Here is a 16,715-nt window from a genome sequence, read left to right as displayed (position 1 = left end):
CTCGGGGATCAACGGAACGAGTGGCGCAGTCGCTTCTCATACAGGGTCGTATTTCATACAGAGCTGTATGTCATACGATCCTGTATCGTGAAGGGCGTCACGTCCGGATGTCAATGCCCGTGGAGGAATGCGTTGCCGAGGGGACAGACCAAACGTCGTCCGAAGACCACCGAGCGCCTGCTCGAAGCGGCGCTCGAGACGTTCGCCGACCGCGGCTTCTACGGCGCCTCGATCGAGGAGATCTGCGACCGGGCGGACCTCACCCGCGGAGCGTTCTACTACAACTACCGCACGAAGGAAGACCTGTTCTTCGCGTTGTTCGACCTGCACGCCCAACGGGTCATCGACCGGCTCACCCAGGCGATCGAAGAGATGCGGGACGCGCCGGACCCGCTGAGCACGCTGATCCAGCGCACCAGCGCGGTCGACGACAGCGAACGTCGCTGGTACCTGCTGTCGACGGAGTTCACGCTCCACGCCATCCGCAACCCCGAGACGGCACGCGCCCTGGCCGAGCACGACCGCCGCCTGCGCGACGAGATCTCGCGACTGCTCGGCGCGCTGTTCGACCGCCTTGGCCGGCAGCCCACCGTCGACCTGGACTCACTCGCCCGGTTCATCGCCGCCCTGCACGAAGGCGCCCTGGCGCAGAGCCTCGTCGAGCCGGACCAGCTGGCCCCGGACGAGCTGGCGACGACCTATCTGCCGCCACTCATCAAGTCCCTCTCCCGAAGCCGGGCCAAGCGGAAAACCAGCCCCTGACACGGTTCCGCACGATGCGGCGTTCGCAACCGGCAAGATCCGCAATGCCGAGATCCGCGGGGTCACCGCATGTCGGCTCGTGCGCGGCGCTACGGCGCCTTGGGCGCTGCGAACTCCTCGCGGAGCGCCGCACCGTGCTGGTCGAGCGCGGGTACGGACGCGGACTCGGGCGACCAGGACGAGTGCCGCGTTGGGGGCGCCGTCACAGAAACGGTGCCGGCAGGCGTGTCCACCCCGAGCCGGCTCAGCTGGGGGTGGACGGCGAGCTCCGGAACCCCGTTGATCCGGGCGCACGGGATGTCGACCTGCGCGAGCCGGGCGACGGCCTCATCGGCGGTGAGCTGCGCGAGAAAGCCTTCGACGAGACCGTCGATCTCGGCCCGGTGGGCGACCCGCTCGATGTTCGTGGCGTACCGCTCGTCGCCGGCGAGCTCTGGCCGGTCGAGCAGCCGCTCCGCGAACCGCCGCCACTGGACGTCGTTCTGGACGCCGACCAGCACCATCCCCTCGCCGGCGGTGGGATACGCCCCGTACGGGGCGATGATCGGGTGGTTGAGGCCCACCCGCGGCCAGATCGTGTGCTGGTGCTCCCAATGCAGCAACGGGACGGCCATCCACTCTGCCATCGCCGCGAACATCGAGACGTCCACAACGCCCCCTGAGCCCGTGGTCGCGCGCCTCAGCAGGGCCTCCACGATCCCGGCGTGGGCGGAGAGTCCCGCGGCGATGTCGCACGCGGACACCCCCACCCGGCCCGGCGCCTCGGGCGTTCCCGTGACCGATGCCAGCCCGGACTCCGCCTGGATCAGCAGGTCGTAGGCCTTCATCTGCGCGTAGGGCCCGGTCCGGCCGTAGCCGGAGATGGTGCAGGCGACGAGCCGGGGATTCGCCTCGACCAGTGATTCCGCTTCGAGACCGGCGCGAGCCGCTGCACCCGGGCCGAGGTTCTGCACGAAGACATCGGCGCGGCTGATCATGGCTCGTAGCAGGGCAGCGTCCTCTTCCCGGGTGAAGTCCAGGCAGATCGACTCCTTGCCTCGGTTGAGCCAGACGAAGTAGGCGCTCTCTCCCTGGACCGCACGGTCGTATCCCCGGGCGAAATCTCCCGATGTGCGCTCGATCTTGACCACACGAGCGCCCGCGTCGGCAAGCCGGCACGTCGCCAACGGCGCGGCGACTGCCTGCTCCAGGCTGACTACGAGCATCCCTTCCAGTGGCTTGGTCATCCGGCTGTGTCCTCTCCTGTGCTCGCAGCTGGGGGGGCAGGTCTGCGTCGCGGGCCATCACCGGCCGGCCGACTCGCGCTCGATTCCCAGCTCGGCTCCGTACCGGGTCAGCGCTTCCATCGTGTCGGCGGCGGCGAAGGTACCGGCGAACTCACCGACGCTGACATCGATGCCCACGTCCGTGGTCGTGTTCTGCCACGTCTCGAAGAGCCGCTTCTGCGACGCGAGCACCGTTGTGGTGTGGCTCGTGACCTTCGCCAGGAAGGTTTCGAGCACCTCCTCCAACCCACTCGGCTCGACGAGCCGGTTGCAGAGACCGGCGAGCTGCGGCGCGGTGGCCGGGTGAAGATCGCCGGTCAGGATCATCTCCTTCGCGTGGCCGAGACCCACGTACTGCTGCAGGAGCCCGGCGTCGATGACCGACGGGATGCCCAGCTTGATCTCCGGCAGGCCGAAGCTGGACCGCGTCGTCACCAGGCGCACGTCGCAGGCGACAGCCAGCTCCAGAGCACCGCCGATGCAGTAGCCGTCAATGGCGCAGATGGTCGTGACAGGTGCACGGCGGACGCTCGCCAGCATGTCTCGCAGCGCGGAGATGAAGTCCCGCGCGCTGTCGGGAGTCGTGAGGGCAAGGAACTCCCTGACGTCCACGCCGGCGCTGAACGCTCGTTCCCCGCTCCCCGGAACACGATCGCGTGGATGTCCGAGGCCCCGGCGATCAGGGCGGGTAGGGCGTCGATGTCCTCCCGGCGCATCGCGTTGAGCTTCTCCGGGCGGTCGAAGACCACATGCAGGACGTTGTCACGCTGCTGGACGTCGAGGATTCCCATGGACGTCTCCTTTCATTCTGCGGCGGGGTCAGCTGGGGAGGACCGTGACGGCCCAGATGAGCAGGGGGCCGAACACGGCCATCGCCCCGCCGTAGCCGAGGAGGGAGCGGAAGATCGTCGTGCGTTCGCCTTCCGGGCTCGCAGCCATGACGATCGCACCGTTGATGGACAGGGGGCTGACGTCGACGATCGTGGCCGAGACGCCGACCGCGGCCGCCGCGACGGTGGCACCGATACCCGAGTCCGCCAGGACGGGGATCAGGATCGGCACCACTGCGGCGATGACCCCGGTCGAGGACGCGAAGGCGGACACGACAGCAGCCATGTAGCAGATCAGCAGGACCGCGATTGCCGGTGCGGCAGCCTGGTCTGCGAGCTCGCCGACCAGGTCCAGCGTGCCGAGGTGCTTCAGCAGACCGATATAAGTGACGATCCCGCACACCAGCATGACGACCGACCACGGGACGTCGGACAGCGCCTTCTTCTGCTCGGCTGGCCGAAGCAAGCCGAGCAGAACGGCGAGCGAGACGGCGAGCAGCCCGATGTCGGTCCGGAAGAACACGCTCGCCACGACGAGCAGCGCGATCGCCAGCAAAGTGAGGGCGGTCGTGGCGGAGAAGCGGGGGCCGACGCCGGTTGGGCCGCCGACCTCGTTCTGCGTGTCGGCGGGCTCGCCACCAACAGGTCGCGCCGCCGCACCTTGCCCCACGGGAACTCGCAGCGACCTGCGCGCGGCATGGACACCGAACACGACGAGCGCGATGACCACGTTCGCGCAGGCCCCGATGGCGAACATGCCACCGCGGTCGATCGGGAGCCGGTTCGAGGCCAAGAGCTCGCCGATGAGAATCCCGTAGACGCTGATCGGCGACAGGGCGCCCGCCGCCCACCCGTGCATCACCATCAGCCCCATCAGCAGGACCGGGATCCGGTTGCGCCGCGCGAAGTCCAGTGCGATCGGGGCGACGATCGGCACCGCGTACAGGGCTCCGATTGCCGAGAACAGGCCGGCGAGCAGGAACATCATCCACGGGACGACGAGGACTCGTCCTCGCACCAGCCGTGCGGTCGCGGAGACCAGCCAGTCGATCGTGCCGTTCGCACTGGCGACGTTGAACAGGAACGTCACACCTACGAGCACCACGAACAGATTGCCCGGGAACTGGGCGAAGATCGTGTCCGCGTCCGTTCCCGAAACCAGCAGCCCCACCACGAACGTCGCTGCCAGCGCGAGCGCCCCGAGGTTGAGCGGCAGGACGGTGGCGAGCACGAACGAAACGAGCAGCAGGCCGACACCTGCCAGGTGGATCCCCATGCTAGTGGACCTCGCATCCCACGACGTTGCTCGAACCTCGTCGAATTCCGTCCGGTTGAACCACTTCGCGTCTCCAAGCTTCGTTGCGTGAGTGAGTTCTGACCCGGATCATTCGTGCGGTGCGGGAGTCCGGTTCAGGAGGGCCAGGGAGCAGACCAGCGACAGCACGACGTAGCCGATCGTCAGCGCCACCACCGAAGTGATCGAGCCCGTCGTGGTGAGCAGGTACTGGCACAGGAACGGCGCGGTGCCCGCGAAGACCGTGGTGGACATCTGGTAGCAGACCGAGATGCCGGTGTAGCGGGTCCGGGCGGGAAAGGCGTTGGAGAGGATTCCGGCCAGGGTCGCGTAGAACATCGAGTGCGGGAAGGTCGCCAGCACCATGCCCACGATGGCCAGCGCGGTAGACCCCGTGCCGATCAGGTAGAACATCAGCGGCATCAGGAAGATCTCCGGCACCAGGATCCAGACGATCGCCTTCCGGGTGTCGAACCTGGTGGCCAGCACCGCGCCGAAGGGCTGGGCCAGCACCTGCGCGATCAGCGCGACCATGATGACCACCAGGAAGGTGGACCGGGAGAAGCCGATGTCCTCGGTGGCCCAGGACAGCGCGAAGGTCGTCTTGACGTACGAGGAAGCCATCCCGATCGCGCCGGCCAGGATGCCGAGCACGACGACCTTCGGCGTGGACCGGAGCACTTCGGCCAGCGGCAGCCGCACGACCGTGCTGGACCGGCGGAGGCTCTCCATCTCCGGCGACTCCTCCAGCCGGGTGCGGATCACGATGCCGACGATGACCAGCACCGCGGAGAACAGGAACGGGATCCGCCAGCCCCACGAGGTGAACTGCTCCTCGGGAAGCTGGGTGATGGCGATGAACGCCAGCGTGCCCAGCAGGTTTCCGACCGGCGAGCCCTGTTGGGCGAACGCGCCGAAGAGGATGCTCTTCTTCTTGGGCGCGTGTTCGGTGGCGATCAGCACCGCGCCGCCCCATTCGCCGCCGATCGCGATGCCCTGCAGCATCCGCACGGTGACCAGCAGCAGCGGCGCGGCGATGCCGATCTGGCCGTAGGTCGGCAGCAGGCCGACCAGGGTGGTGGCGATCCCCATCATGGTCAGGGTGATCATCAGCATCTTCTTGCGGCCGAGCCGGTCGCCGAAGTGGCCGAAGATGACGCCGCCCAGGGGGCGAGCGATGAATCCGACCCAGATGGTGGCGAAGGCGACCAGCGTGCCGATGGCCGGCGAGACCGTCGGGAAGAACAGCGCGCCCAGCACGAGCGCGGATGCGGTGCTGTAGATGTAGAAGTCGAAGATTTCGATGGTGGTTCCGACGAAGGCCGCGATTCCGGCCCGGCGGGCCATCCTGGATCGCGCGGCGGAGTCGATCGGAGCCGCGACGCCGACGGCGTCTCCCGACTTCCCGGTATCGAGCGAAGGTGTGGACATGCGGACTCCTTCGTCCAGCAATGAGAGGAAGACCGGGTCAGAGGCTGGTGCGGCCTTCGGCCACGGCCCGTTCCAGCAGTGGTGCAGGTGCCCAGAGCTCGCCATGCGCGGCGTGCAGCGCCTTGATCTTGGCCAGGGTGATGTCCAAACCGGTGGTTCGGGCGTGGTGCATCGGGCCGCCGCGCCAGGCCGGGAATCCGTAGCCTTGGACGTACACGACATCGACGTCCGAGGCGCGCTGCACGATTCCCTCTTCGACGATCCGTGCGCCCTCGTTGATCAGCGCGAGCACGCAGCGGTCCACGATCTCCTCGGTGGAGATCTCGCGGCGCTGAATGCCGGCTTCCCGTGCGCACTGCTCGACGATCTCCTCGACCGCTGGGTCCGGGATCGGTGTGCGGTCGCCCGGTTCGTAGCGGTAGAAACCGGCGTTGGTCTTCTGCCCGAACCTGCCCTGCTCGCAGATGCGGTCGGGCACCGCCGAGTAGCGCAGGTGCTCGGGGCGAGTCGGGGCGAGGCGCTTGCGGGCGGCCCAGTTGATGTCCAGTCCCACGAGGTCGGACATGGTCAGCGGCCCCATGGCCATGCCGAAGTCCTTCATGGCCTGGTCGATCTGCTGCGGCGAGGCGCCTTCTTCGAGCAGGAACCAGGCTTCGCGCCAGTAGCCGGTGAGCATCCGGTTGCCGACGAAACCCTCGCACACCTCGACCAGCACCGGGATCTTCCCGATGTCGGCGGCGATCCGCATGCTGGTGTCGATCACCTCGTCGGCCGTCCGGGCACCGCGGACCACCTCGAGCAGCCGCATCACGTTGGCCGGGCTGAAGAAGTGCAGCCCGATCACGTCCTGCGGCCTGCTGGTCGCGGCGGCGATCTCGTCGATGTCCAGCCGGGAGGTGTTCGTCGCCAGGATCGCCCCCGGCTTGCACACCGCGTCGAGTTGCTGGAAAACCGCCTTCTTGATGGGCATTTCCTCGAACACCGCCTCGATCACGAGGTCGGCGTCGGCGACGTCGGGCATGTCCAGCGTGGGTTTGATGCGCGCCAGGCGCTGGGTGATCTGGTCCTGGCTGAGTTTGCCCTTGTTCGCGGTGATCTCGTAGTTGCGGCGGATCAGCGCCAGCCCGCGATCCAGCGGCGCCTGCTCGCGTTCGAAGACGGTGACCGGGTATCCGGCGTTGGCGAACGCCATCGCGATTCCGCCGCCCATGGTCCCCGCGCCGATCACGGCCACCGACTTGATCGGGCGGTTGCCCGGCCCGGGTGCCTTGGCCGCCTTGCGTTCGGCGAAGAACAGGTGCCGCAGGGCTTTCGACGTCGGCTCGCCGACCAGTCGTTCGAAGACCGCTCGCTCCCGGTCCAGGCCGTCGGTCAGGGGCAGTTCGGTGGCGTGTTCGACGCAGTCGATGGCGCCGCGCTGCGCGTCGGCGTTGCGGGCTCGCGGGGAGACCGCTGCGCGGGCCGCGGCGAAGTCGACTTCGGCGGCTGCTGGAGCGCGTCGGCCGATCACCGGGTGGTTCGGCGCGTCGAGCACCGTGCGGGCGAATTCGACGCCGCCATCGACCGGGTCGCCGTCGAAGGTCGCATCGGCCAGGCCGAGTGCCACCGCCTCGGCCCCGTTCACCATGCGGGCGTGCTGGATCAGATCCAGCGCGGCGGCGACCCCGATGAGCCGGGGCAACCGCTGGGTGCCACCGCCGCCGGGCACCAGCCCGAGGTTGACCTCGGGCAGCCCGAGGGTCGCGTCCGCGGTCACCACGCGGTAGTGGCAGCCCAGTGCCAGCTCCAGTCCGCCGCCCAGCGCCATGCCGTGGATCGCCGCGATGACCGGTTTGGCGGACTCTTCGATCGCGGCGATGACCTGGCGCAGCATCGGTTCGGCATTCGCCGCGGGGGTGTTGAACTGGCGGACGTCGGCGCCGCCGGAGAAGCCGCGGCCGCGCCCGGCGAGCACCACGGCCCGCACCGCCGGGTCGGCGACCGCCCGGGCGATGCCTTCGAGCAGTCCTTTTCGGACGGTGTCGCCGAGGCCGTTGACCGGCGGGTTGTCGAGGAGGAGGACAGCGATGTCGCTGCGCCGCTGGTACGTGGCGGTGGTCATGAGTTCTCCGCGAATCTGGTCAGGTGGTGGCGAACGCCGCCGAAGGTGTGCTCGATGGCGAACAGGCGCTTGACGTAGTGGCCGAGCGCGAGCTCGTCGGTCATGCCGATGGCTCCGTGCAGCTGGATGCCCTGCTGCCGCAGGAGGCGCCCGGCTTCGACGCAGCCGACCTTGGCCGCGGAGACCATCCGGGCGCGCACCGCCCGGTCGGCATCGTCGACGTGGCGGGCCGCCAGCCAGGCCAGCGATCGGGCCTGTTCCAGCGCCAGCAGCATGTCCACCCACCGGTGCCGGATGACCTGGAAATCCGCGAGCCTGGAGCCGAACTGGCGGCGGTCCCGGATGTACTGGGTGGTGAGGTCCAGGACGGTGCTCATGACCCCGACCGCTTCCGCGCACAGCGCGGCGGTCGCGGCGTCGAGCGCCTCGTCCAGCACCGGGAAGGCCTGGTCGGGAGCTCCGATCAGGGCCGTCTCCGGCAGGTGGATGTCGGCGAACCGCAGGTCGGTCCCGCGGCGGCCGTCGATGGTCGGGTAGTCGCGGAGGTCCAGCCCGGTCTGGTCGCGGTCGACGAGGAACAGCGAGATGCCGGCCTCGGCCGCCGCGTCGCCCGAGGTGCGGGCCGAGACGATGAAGTGGTCGGCTCGGCCGCCGTCGATCACGACGATCTTCTGCCCCGTCAGCGACCAACCGTCGCCGGTGCGCACCGCTCGGGTCTCGACGCTGCGCGGGTTGTGATCCGTCTGCGCCTCGCCGTGGGCGAGAGCGACGATGCGCTCGCCCGCAACCACCCCGGGCAGGATTTCGTCGCAGGCGCGCTGCTCGGGGAGGCCGCCGGCGAGCAACCGTGCGCCCAGCACCGCCGTGCTCACGTACGGTTCGTCGACCAGCCGGCTGCCGAACTCCGCCAGGACTACGGCCGTCGTGCTCGCATCCGCGCCGGAGTCCTCGGCGGCCAAGCCCAGCAAGCCCATTTCGGCGAAGGACTTCCAGTGCGCGGGTTCGAGCGTGGTTCGCGGCGGCGGCGGGTACTCGCGGTCCAGGTAGCTGCCGACAGCCTCGGCGATCGCCCGCTGCTCGTCCTGCAGGTCCACGTGCTGCCAGCGGCCTTCGCGCTGGTCCAGCAGGGTCTTGGCGATGATGTTGCGCTGGATCTCGTTGGTTCCGCCGTAGATCGAGATCTTGCGCAGGTTCAGGTGGAAGCCGGCGAGCGGCTCCGCCCAGTCCGGGCCGACTCCGGCGCCGTCCAGCGAGAAAGCGCCTTCCGGGTACCGGATGCCGTGCACCCCGGCCACCTCGACCTGCTGCTCGGTGATCCGCTGCGCCACGTCCGCGCCGAGCAGCCGCAGCACCGACGCCTCGGTACCCAGCCCTCCGTCTGCCAGCACCCGTTCGGTCAGCCGCAGGTTCGTCTCCTGCAAGGCGAGCCCGTCGATCTCCAGCCGCGCCAGTTCCGCGGCGAACACCGGGTCCGCACTCAGCGGCACCCCGTCGACGACCCGCTGCGCGGCGATCCCTTGGAGGAAGGCGAGTTCTCGCTTGGCCCGGCCCACCCGCGCGGCGCCGAAGCGTTCCTGCGCCAGCAGGAACTTCGCGCAGGTCCAGCCGCCGCCGAGCTCACCGACGAGGTTGTCCACCGGCACCCGGACGTCGTCGAAGAACACGTCGTTGATCTCGGTGTCACCGTCGATGGTGCGGATCGGCCGCACCGTGACGCCCGGCGAACGCATGTCGACGAGCAGGAACGAGATGCCCTCCTGCGGTTTGCCGCCGCTGTCGGTGCGGGCCAGGCAGAACATCATGTCCGCGTACTGCGCGTAGGTGGTCCAGGTCTTCTGTCCGTTGAGGACGAAGTGGTCGCCGTCCCGGTCCGCGCGCAGCTTCAGCGACGCCAGGTCGGAGCCCGAACCTGGTTCCGAATAGCCCTGGCACCACCAGTCCTCGCCGGTCAGGATCCTGGGCAGGAAGCGTTCTCGCTGCTGCGGCGTGCCGTATTCGAGCAGCACCGGGCCGACCATGCGGAGGCCGAACGGCGGCGTCTCGGGCGCCCCGGCAATGGCGGCTTCCTCGTCGAAGATCTGCCGCTGAGCCGGAGACCATCCTGCCCCGCCGTGGGACACCGGCCAGTTCGGCGCGGCCCAACCGCGCGCTTGCAGGATTCCTTGCCAGCGCAGGAAGTCCTGTTTCTCCAGGCGCCGGTGCTCGATGACCTTGCGGCGCAGGTCCGCGGGCAGCTCGGCGGCTATGAAGTCCCGCACCTCGGCCCGAAAAGCCGCCAGTTCCGTGTTGTCAGACATGCTTCTCCTCCAGCTCGAAGGACAGCGGGGCACCGGTCCGGTCCTGCAGTTGCGCGCGGGTGATCCCGGGAACCATTTCGCGCACCACGAGGCCGTTCATCGTCACGTCCACCGTGGCCAGGTCGGTGTAGACCCGGTCGACCACTCCCGCGCCGGTCAGCGGCAGCGAGCACTGCGCCACCAGGCGTGGTCGTTCGTCCTTGGTGAGGTGTTCCATCACGACGTGCACCCGCTTGGCGCCGACCGCGAGATCCATCGCACCGCCGACGGCGTCGGCCCGACCGGTGTCTCCCAGCGACCAGTTCGCCAGGTCACCGGAAGCAGAGACCTGGTAGGCCCCGAGGACGCAGTAGTCGAGATGTCCGCCGCGCATCATGGCGAACGAGTCGGCGTGGTGGAAGAACGAACCGCCCGGCAGCATGCCCACCGGTGCCTTCGCGGCGTTGGTGAGGTTCGGATCGGGCTCCTCGCCGGGCGCCAGGGCGCGCATGCCGAGGATGCCGTTCTCGCTGTGCACGACGACCTCGTCGGCGGGTGTCCAGTGCTCCAGGGCGAGTACCGGCAGCCCGATCCCGAGGTTCACGTACGAACCGGAGGGGATGTCCCGCGCGACCGCCCGCGCCATCTCCGATCGACTCCGCTTCCCGATCATGCGGTCCTCCCGTTCGCGACGACCACCCGCTGCACGAAGATGCCCGGCGTCACCACCGATTCCGGGTCCATCGCACCGAGCTTGCAGGACCGGTCGGCCTGAACGATCGCCGTGGCGGCGGCCATGCACATCAGCGGCCCGAAGTTCCGGCCCGTCTTGCGGTAGGTGAGGTTTCCCCACCGGTCGGCGTGTTCGGCCTTCACCAGCGCGACATCGCCGTGCAGCGGCGCCTCGAAGACGTGGCCCCGGCCATCGATGACCCGGGTTTCCTTGCCGTCGGCCAACGCGGTTCCGTAGCCGGTCGGCGTGAAGAAGCCGCCCAGGCCCGCGCCGGCGGCGCGCAGTCTCTCCGCCAGCGTGCCCTGCGGCACGCATTCGTACTCGATGCGGCCCGCCGCGAACGCCTCCGCGAAGACGTGGGATCCGGTGCCGCTGGGGTAGGACGCGATCAGCTTGCGGACCCGTCCGAGCTTGATCAGCCGGGCCAGCCCTTGCTCCCCGGTGCCGCTGTTGTTGCACACCACGGTGAGCTCGGCGGCGCCCTGCTCGGCCAGCGCCTCCAGCAGTTCGACCGGCTGACCGGCCACGCCGAAACCGCTGACCAGGACGGTGGATCCGGCTGCGATGCCGGCCACCGCCTGCTCGATGGACTCGACGAACTTGTTGATCAAGACCGCACCTCCGCCGGGGACGCCGTGGACAGGATCGCGGTGGCCTCGCTGGAGAAGACCCCGCCGTTGCCGTGCACCAGAGCGGTCCGCGCTTCCGGCACTTGCCGCGCCCCCGCCGCACCGCGCAGCTGCTCGACCGCCTCGATGACCAGGAAAATGCTGTACATCCCCGGGTGTGCGAAGGACAGGCCGCCGCCGTTGGTGTTCATCGGCAGGCTGCCGCCGGGCTCGATGCGGCCGTCCGAGACGAACGCGCCGCCCTCCCCCTTCGCGCAGAAACCCAGGTCTTCCAGGAACAGGATCGGCGTGATGGTGAACGCGTCGTAGAGCTCCACGACGTCGATGTCCGCCGGGGCCAGGCCCGCCTGGGCGAAGGCGGCGCGGCCGGAATCGACCGCCGGGGTCACGGTGAGCTCCGGCATGCTGGAGATCTGCCGGTGCCAGTGAGCATGTCCGGTGCCGAGCACGTGCACCGGGGCCGGGTGCAGGTCGCGGGCGCGGTCGGCACGGGTGACCACGAACGCGCCCGCGCCGTCGGTGACCAGGCAGCAGTCCCGGACGGTCAGCGGCTCCGACACCATCTTGGCGTTCACCACGTCGTCGACGGTCAGCGGATCGCGTTTGAACGCGGCGGGGTTCAGCTGCGCCCACTTGCGCGCCGCCACGGCGACCTTCGCGAGCTGTTCGCGCGTCGTGCCGTATTCATGCATGTGCCGTGCGGCGGCGAGGGCGTAGCTGGTCGGTGGGTTGAACGGCTGGTACGGGTGCTCGTACGGCTGCGGGTCCAGCGCGGCGCGCATCTGGTTGACAGCGGTGCTGCTCGGCGCGCTGCGCGGGGTGGCGCCGTAGCAGATCAGCAGGTTGTCGCATTCGCCTGCGGCGATGGCCAGCTGGGCGATCTTCAGCGCGGCGATGAACGACGAGCCGCCGAACATGGTGCTGTCGGAGAAGCGCGGCCGGATGCCGAGGTACTCCGCCATCCGCATGACCCACCACGGAGAGGTCAGGCTGGCGGTGATGATGCCGTCGATCTGCTCCATCCGCAGCCCGCTGGCCGCCACCGCCGTCGACGCGGCCTGCGCGATGATGTCCTGCTCGCTGCGGGTGCCCGCGTGCCCGAGCCCGGCCATTCCGGTGCCGAGCACGGCGATCGAGGAGTTGGCCATCACTGCTCCTCCCCCGGTTCGAAGGTCAGCAGCGGGCCGGCTCCGGCCGCCTTGCCGACCACTGCGACGACCGGCATCCCGATCCGGACCTCGGCCGGCTCGATGCCCGTCACGTTGGTCATCAGGCGCGGACCTTCGTCGAGGTCCACCAGCGCGACGTTGCAGGTCTCGTCGTTCCGGCGATGCACCACAGTGGTGGAGTGCACCGTGCCGCGCCCCGACGGCTCGACCCACCGCAGGTTCGCCGAGCCGCAGTGCGGGCACAGGATGCGCGGGTAGAAATGGGGCCGGCCGCAGTCCTCGCAGCGCGGAATCACGAACTTCCCGGCTTCGAGACTCCGCTGGAAATAGTCATCGACGCCTACGTCCGCCGCTCCATTGCGATTGAATTCCATGATTTCCAATAACCTTGTGGTCCACGGGGCACGCGACATCCGATTCACCGATGCGCACTACCGAACGAAATGAAATACTATTCCCACCAACCCCGGAAATCGACTTGAAATATTCGAACCCAGGATTCGTGGATGTCGAAGGCACTCACGCGCCGGGCTGGGCCGCCTGCCGGGTGGCCACGACCCGGGGGTCGGTGAGCAGGAAGTCCACGAACGCCGCCGTGAAGCTCGGCAGCGCGGCGTCCACCGACGTGACCAGGTGCAGCTCCCGGGCCGCCCACGGCTCCAGGATGCGCAGCGCGGCCACCCGGCCGCTTTCGGCCATCGGCCGGGCCACGCTCAGCGGCACCAGCGACACCCCGACGCCCGTCTCCACCAGGTGCAGCACGGCGTTGAACGAGTGGACGTGCAACCGTGCGTTCAGCGTCTGCCGGTCCCGCTTCGCGACCTCGGCCAGGAACAGGTAGTTGCTGCTGGTCCGGCTCATGCAGATGAAGTCGAACTCCAGCGCCGCGCCGAATCGGATCTCCGGCTGGGGGGCCAGCGGGTGGTCGATCGGCGTGACCACCACCAGTTCGTCCACCGCGTACCGCATCGACCGAACGCGGCTGTCGGAGACTTCCCCGGCCAGCACACCGACATCGACCTCGCCGGTGGCCACGCCTTCCGCGATCGCACCGCTCGGCCGCTCCTCCAGATCCAGGTTGACGTCGGGGTGAGCCAGCAGGAACCGGCTGACGCCGGGCAGGATGAAGCCGTTGAGGGAACTGCTGTTGGCCCACAGCCGCACGCTGCCCTTGAGCCCCTGCGAGAACCGGGACACGTCCCCGTGCATCCGGTCCACACCGGCCAGCAACTCCCGGACGTGCGTCAGCAGCACCTCACCGGCCGGGGTCAACCGCATCCCGCGCGCCGTCCTGGTGAACAACGCGGTGCCCATCGCGTGTTCGAGGTTCTTCAGCCGGTAGCTGGCCGAGGACGCCGTGATGAACACCGCCGACGCACCGGTCGACAGGCTTTCCGCCTCCGCGATGGCGCGGAACAGCCGGAGATCGGTCAGTTCGTACCGCATGCCGCCGCCCAATCCGCCACCTCCACACCGGTCGCGCGCGCGGCCCCTCACCTGCGGTATCGCCCCGGCGAAATTACCACGGCCCGAAGCCCAGGCGAGGACCCGACGAGACGGCCATCACAACGTCGCACAGCGTCCCGGCCGCGCGCCGTCGGTGATCACGTGGGTGGCTTGAATCCCGCTGCCCGCCCTGCTCCGAGAGGCGGGCAGCACATCTTCGATCTCGATCACCGGTTCGTTCCGCGATCGCCCCCTCAGGGCCGCGACAGGGGCGGGCCCGGTTCATTCATCGAACCGCGGTCACCGGGAACGCTTCCGGTTCAGGAATTCGGCCATGAACCGCTGCGGTTCACCGGTGTCGAAGGCTGCGGCGAACTCCGGGATGCTGGCCGCTACTGCCTCGTCGACCGGGAGGTCCTCCCACGAGCGCAGCAACCGCTTCTGCTGGCGCAGCGCGGCCGGGCCCAGCTCGGCGAGACGCTTCGCGTTGCGGGCTACCGCGGCATCCAGCTCGGGTAGTTCGCAGATCTCGTGCACCAAGCCCCAGGACAGCGCGGTGGGCGCATCGATCTGGTCGCCGGTGAGGGTCAGCCAGGTGGCGCGGCCGTTGCCCACCAGCCGTGGCAGCAGCGCGGCGTGGATCACCGACGGAATGCCGACCGCGACCTCGGGCATGCCGAAGTGCGCATCGCTGCTGGCGATCCGCAGGTCGCAGGCTGCCGCCACTTCGAGGCCGCCACCCAGGGTGTAGCCGGCGAGCCGGGCGATCACCGGCGCCGGGAAGTCGCGCACCGCATCGCACATGCCCTTGAGACCCGTGATGAACTCGGCGGCGCTGCTCCGGTTCAGCGTGACCATCTCGCCGATGTCGGCACCGCCGATGAACGCCCGGTCACTGGTGCCACGCAGCACCAGCACCCGGACGTCGTCGCGGGCTGCGAGCGCCTCGATCGCCGCCGTGACGTCCTTGATGACCGCGCTGTTCAGGATGTTCAGCACCTTCGCATCGGTGATCGTGACCGTTGCGATGCCGTCGCCGTCCAGCGTGGTCGTGGTGTGCTCGGAAATCTTGCTGTCCGCCAAAGCTACTCCCAAGTCCGGGGTTCGTTTCTGCCTGTGACCGGCACGCCACAGCGGGTCGTGCGGGGTTGGTGGTGACGCGACGAAGAACCGCCATCAACCGGAGTGGACGACGCCCTTGCGCACCAGAGCCGCGATCTCGTCACCTCCGAGGCCGAGTCCGCTGAGGACCTCCACCGAATGCTCACCCTTCGCCGGCGGCGGTCGGTGTCCGGCTTTCCGGTCCCCGGCCAGCAGTGGGTTGCGCACCATCGGCACGACGCCCAGCGTGGGATGCTCGGCCTCGATCCGCATGCCCCGGTGCACCACCTGGGCATCGCGGAAGACGTCGTCCAGCGTGTTGATCGCGCCCCAGGGAACACCGGCCTCGTCGAGCACGCGGCACCACTCCTGGCGGCTGCGGGACGCCATCGCGGCGGCCACGACCGGACGCAGCTCGGCCAGGTTGTCGATGCGGGCGGCATTCGTCGCGTACCGCTCATCGGCCGCGAGCTCGGCCAGCCCGGCCGCGGCGCAGAACCGCTGGAACTGCGCATCGTTGCCGATCGCGAGGATCAGGTGACCATCGGCGCAGGCGAACACGTCATACGGCGCGCAGTTCGGGTGGGCGTTGCCGATGCGCTGCGGAATCTTGTCCGACACCAGGTAGTTCGACGCCTGGTTCGCGTTCATCGCCACCGCGACGTCGAGCAGCGCGATGTCGATCGACTGCCCCGCACCGGTCGTCGTGCGCTGCAGGAGAGCGGCCAGGATCGCGCTGGTCGCATACATCCCGGACATCAGGTCGACCACCGCCACCCCGGTCCTGCACGGCCCGGCTCCGGGTGTGCCGTCGGCCGGCCCGGTGTAGCTCATCAGCCCGCCCATGCCCTGGAAGACGTAGTCGTAACCGGGCTTCCCAGCCATCGGCCCGCCCGCACCGAAGCCGGTGATGGCCAGGTGGATCAGCTTCGGGTTGATCTCCCGCAGCGCGGCATACCCCAGGCCGTACCGGTCGAGGGTTCCGGGCTTGTAGTTCTCGACGACGACATCGGCCTCGGCGGCCAACTCTCGAACGAGCGCCGCACCAGCCGGGTCGGCGAAGTTGATCGCGATCGACCGCTTGCCCCGGTTGCAGCAGATGTAGTAGCCGGAGAACCCGTCCGCAACCGTGGTGTCCGGCAAGTACGGCGGCCCCCAGCCCCGGGTGTCGTCGCCTCCGTCCGGGTTTTCGATCTTGATCACCTCGGCGCCGAGATCGGCCAGGTTCTGGGTGCACCACGGGCCGGCCAGGATTCGGGACAGGTCCAAAACCTTGATTCCCGCGAGAGCCCCGCTCAGCATGCCCATTCCATCGTTTGTCGCACGACATCACCCTAGATCGCCCATTCCGCGAGAACCATTGGAAATTATCGAACCCGGTCTCCGCATTTTCCGAAGACGCCGAAACCAATCGCGAAAATGAAGGTTCCCGGCATGCTCGACGGTCTTCGACGCCGCGGAATCCGCGAGGCGGGCACCGTCGGGCATCACTTGCACCGAGCTGCAGGTCGTGGTCGCTCCTGCGATCATGCCGGCGGCTCCGGGCGTACGTCTCCGGCCAGGCCCTCGTCCTGCGGCGCACCCTAGTGTCGTGAGTCGTTGATTCATTGTCAGGTTGTTAGGGTGTGGTATGGGCGATGGTCGTGGACCGAAACTGGCCTTGCTGGAACTGAGCCAG

At 68.8% G+C, this 16,715-nt stretch carries 13 protein-coding genes and 1 pseudogene; 1 reads left to right on the top strand and 13 read right to left on the bottom strand.

Going from position 1 to position 16,715, the window contains the following annotated elements:
* The first annotated feature begins 132 nt into the window (after positions 1-132).
* Positions 133-762: a TetR/AcrR family transcriptional regulator gene (locus AC07FN_RS25280; protein ID WP_478397865.1), complete on the top strand. Its 630-nt coding sequence runs from the start codon at positions 133-135 to the stop codon at positions 760-762.
* Between the two features lie 89 nt (positions 763-851).
* Here the strand turns inward: AC07FN_RS25280 and AC07FN_RS25275 are convergent, their stop codons facing one another.
* From AC07FN_RS25275 to AC07FN_RS25215, 13 genes and pseudogenes are all read right to left on the bottom strand, one after another.
* Complete coding sequence (locus AC07FN_RS25275) at positions 852-1,988, bottom strand: CaiB/BaiF CoA transferase family protein (protein WP_478397864.1); 1,137 nt, start codon at positions 1,986-1,988, stop codon at positions 852-854.
* Between the two features lie 57 nt (positions 1,989-2,045).
* Positions 2,046-2,660 (bottom strand): annotated as a pseudogene (locus AC07FN_RS25270) (enoyl-CoA hydratase-related protein); the annotation flags it as partial.
* 186 nt (positions 2,661-2,846) lie between these two features.
* The gene (locus AC07FN_RS25265) at positions 2,847-4,133 is read right to left on the bottom strand and encodes an SLC13 family permease (protein ID WP_478397863.1); all 1,287 of its coding nucleotides are present in this window, start codon (positions 4,131-4,133) and stop codon (positions 2,847-2,849) included.
* A gap of 108 nt (positions 4,134-4,241) precedes the next feature.
* Positions 4,242-5,582 (bottom strand): MFS transporter, encoded by a 1,341-nt coding sequence (locus AC07FN_RS25260; protein ID WP_478397862.1) that lies wholly within the window; start codon positions 5,580-5,582, stop codon positions 4,242-4,244.
* A gap of 37 nt (positions 5,583-5,619) precedes the next feature.
* Entirely contained in the window at positions 5,620-7,683 is a 2,064-nt protein-coding gene (locus AC07FN_RS25255) for a 3-hydroxyacyl-CoA dehydrogenase NAD-binding domain-containing protein (protein WP_478397861.1), read from the bottom strand.
* Positions 7,680-9,980 (bottom strand): acyl-CoA dehydrogenase family protein, encoded by a 2,301-nt coding sequence (locus tag AC07FN_RS25250; protein WP_478397860.1) that lies wholly within the window; start codon positions 9,978-9,980, stop codon positions 7,680-7,682. Before AC07FN_RS25250 ends, AC07FN_RS25255 begins: the two co-directional genes overlap by 4 nt.
* On the bottom strand, positions 9,973-10,632 hold the full coding sequence (locus AC07FN_RS25245; protein ID WP_478397859.1) for a 3-oxoacid CoA-transferase subunit B: 660 nt from the start codon (positions 10,630-10,632) through the stop codon (positions 9,973-9,975). Before AC07FN_RS25245 ends, AC07FN_RS25250 begins: the two co-directional genes overlap by 8 nt.
* Positions 10,629-11,303, bottom strand: coding sequence for a 3-oxoacid CoA-transferase subunit A (locus AC07FN_RS25240; RefSeq protein ID WP_478397858.1), 675 nt, complete (start codon positions 11,301-11,303; stop codon positions 10,629-10,631). The genes AC07FN_RS25245 and AC07FN_RS25240 overlap by 4 nt, the downstream gene beginning before the upstream one ends.
* A complete protein-coding gene (locus AC07FN_RS25235; protein WP_478397857.1) occupies positions 11,300-12,469 on the bottom strand; it encodes a thiolase in 1,170 nt (389 codons plus the stop codon). Before AC07FN_RS25235 ends, AC07FN_RS25240 begins: the two co-directional genes overlap by 4 nt.
* Complete coding sequence (locus AC07FN_RS25230) at positions 12,469-12,864, bottom strand: Zn-ribbon domain-containing OB-fold protein (RefSeq protein WP_478397856.1); 396 nt, start codon at positions 12,862-12,864, stop codon at positions 12,469-12,471. Before AC07FN_RS25230 ends, AC07FN_RS25235 begins: the two co-directional genes overlap by 1 nt.
* Before the next feature lie 145 nt (positions 12,865-13,009).
* Positions 13,010-13,936 (bottom strand): LysR family transcriptional regulator, encoded by a 927-nt coding sequence (locus AC07FN_RS25225; RefSeq protein WP_478397855.1) that lies wholly within the window; start codon positions 13,934-13,936, stop codon positions 13,010-13,012.
* Positions 13,937-14,236: 300 nt separating this feature from the next.
* Complete coding sequence (locus AC07FN_RS25220; protein WP_478397854.1) at positions 14,237-15,019, bottom strand: enoyl-CoA hydratase; 783 nt, start codon at positions 15,017-15,019, stop codon at positions 14,237-14,239.
* Between the two features lie 93 nt (positions 15,020-15,112).
* Complete coding sequence (locus AC07FN_RS25215) at positions 15,113-16,339, bottom strand: CaiB/BaiF CoA transferase family protein (protein WP_478397853.1); 1,227 nt, start codon at positions 16,337-16,339, stop codon at positions 15,113-15,115.
* Positions 16,340-16,715: the final 376 nt, after the last annotated feature.

Source organism: Saccharopolyspora sp. NPDC045941, assembly GCF_056431445.1.
The sequence above is the reverse complement of the archived record's forward strand: the minus strand, read 5'-3'. Positions and strand labels throughout refer to the sequence as shown.

Excerpts from the sequence above, each read along its gene's own strand:
- AC07FN_RS25275 (WP_478397864.1), bottom strand. The coding sequence starts at position 1,988 with ATGACCAAGCCACTGGAAGGGATGCTCGTAGTCAGCCTGGAGCAGGCA.
- AC07FN_RS25265 (WP_478397863.1), bottom strand. The coding sequence starts at position 4,133 with ATGGGGATCCACCTGGCAGGTGTCGGCCTGCTGCTCGTTTCGTTCGTG.
- AC07FN_RS25260 (WP_478397862.1), bottom strand. The coding sequence starts at position 5,582 with ATGTCCACACCTTCGCTCGATACCGGGAAGTCGGGAGACGCCGTCGGC.
- AC07FN_RS25255 (WP_478397861.1), bottom strand. The coding sequence starts at position 7,683 with ATGACCACCGCCACGTACCAGCGGCGCAGCGACATCGCTGTCCTCCTC.
- AC07FN_RS25250 (WP_478397860.1), bottom strand. The coding sequence starts at position 9,980 with ATGTCTGACAACACGGAACTGGCGGCTTTTCGGGCCGAGGTGCGGGAC.
- AC07FN_RS25245 (WP_478397859.1), bottom strand. The coding sequence starts at position 10,632 with ATGATCGGGAAGCGGAGTCGATCGGAGATGGCGCGGGCGGTCGCGCGG.
- AC07FN_RS25235 (WP_478397857.1), bottom strand. The coding sequence starts at position 12,469 with ATGGCCAACTCCTCGATCGCCGTGCTCGGCACCGGAATGGCCGGGCTC.
- AC07FN_RS25230 (WP_478397856.1), bottom strand. The coding sequence starts at position 12,864 with ATGGAATTCAATCGCAATGGAGCGGCGGACGTAGGCGTCGATGACTAT.
- AC07FN_RS25225 (WP_478397855.1), bottom strand. The coding sequence starts at position 13,936 with ATGCGGTACGAACTGACCGATCTCCGGCTGTTCCGCGCCATCGCGGAG.
- AC07FN_RS25215 (WP_478397853.1), bottom strand. The coding sequence starts at position 16,339 with ATGCTGAGCGGGGCTCTCGCGGGAATCAAGGTTTTGGACCTGTCCCGA.